Below are 1,224 nucleotides of genomic sequence, written 5' to 3'. Positions count from 1 at the left end.
CGGCCATCGATCCCGCCGGAGAAGCTGCTGCGGGCGATGCTGTTGCAGGCGTTTTATTCGATCCGCTCCGAGCGGCTTCTGATGGAGCGGTTGGAATACGACCTGCTGTTCCGCTGGTTCGTCGGAATCGGCGTCGACGACGCAGCCTGGGACCATTCGGTGTTCTCGAAGAATCGCGACCGGCTGCTGGAAGGCAACATCGCAGCGAAGTTCCTGGCGGCGGTGCTGGCGCAGCCCAAGGTCATGAAGCTTCTATCGAGCGATCACTTCTCGGTCGATGGCACGCTGATCGAGGCCTGGGCCTCGATGAAGAGTGTCAAGCCGAAGGACGGATCTCGCGAGCCGCCGGCCCACGGCGGCGGGCGCAATGCCGATGCGGACTTCCATGGCCAGAAGCGCTCGAACGACACCCATGCTTCGACCACCGATCCAGACGCCAGGCTGTACCGCAAGGGCAAAGGCAAAGAGACGAAGCTGTGCTTCATAGGCCACGCGGATGGAGAACCGCCACGGCCTGCTGGTCGACGCCTGCCTGACGCAGGCCGACGGCCATGCCGAGCGGGTGGCCGCGCTGCACATGATCGAGCCTCGTGCCGACCGGCCGACAGCGATCACTCTTGGCGCCGACAAAGCTTACGATGCAGAAGACTTCGTCAACGAACTGCGCTCGATGAACGTGACGCCGCATGTCGCACAGAACACCAGCGGCCGTAGTTCTGCGATTGACGGGCGAACGACCCGGCACGGCGGCTATGCCGTCAGTCAGCGCATCCGCAAGCGGATCGAGGAGGCATTCGGCTGGATCAAGACGGTCGCCGGGCAAGAGAAGACCAGCTTCCGCGGCCGTGATCGCGTCGCATGGGCCTTTACCTTCGCTGCCACCGCCTACAATCTGGTGCGACTGCCCAAGCTGATCGCGGAGACCGGCTGATGGCCAAGGTGCCCGGCTTCGCCAAGGCCTTTGTCGGCCGCTGGCGCATCGTCGAGATGGACGTCTGGGACAGCGACTTCCTCGATCTTGTCGAAGAGGCGCATCTCACCTTCCAGGGCAAATTCGATGGCGAAATCGCTTTTGGGGCCCTTAAGGGCTTCCTGGACGTGCGCTACGGCACCCGCGACGGATCGGCTTGCGCCGAGTTCTCATGGGAAGGGCACGACGAGAATGATCCGTCCTGCGGTCGCGGATGGGCGATGATCGGCACTGCAGGCAGGCTTGTCGGCCAC

The 1,224-nt window shown here is 63.6% G+C and carries 1 protein-coding gene and 1 pseudogene; both read left to right on the top strand.

Annotation, left to right across the window (positions count from 1 at the left end):
* A pseudogene (locus GA0061098_RS43465) lies at positions 1 to 931 on the top strand (IS5 family transposase); the annotation flags it as partial.
* Positions 931 to 1,224: hypothetical protein (locus tag GA0061098_RS43460; RefSeq protein ID WP_091968276.1), on the top strand; the 294-nt coding region annotated here is incomplete at its 3' end. The pseudogene GA0061098_RS43465 and the gene GA0061098_RS43460, both read left to right, overlap by 1 nt.

Source organism: Bradyrhizobium shewense (genome assembly GCF_900094605.1).
In the GTDB taxonomy this organism is placed as follows: Bacteria; Pseudomonadota; Alphaproteobacteria; order Rhizobiales; family Xanthobacteraceae; genus Bradyrhizobium; species Bradyrhizobium shewense.
This window is presented reverse-complemented; position numbering and strand designations above follow the sequence as displayed.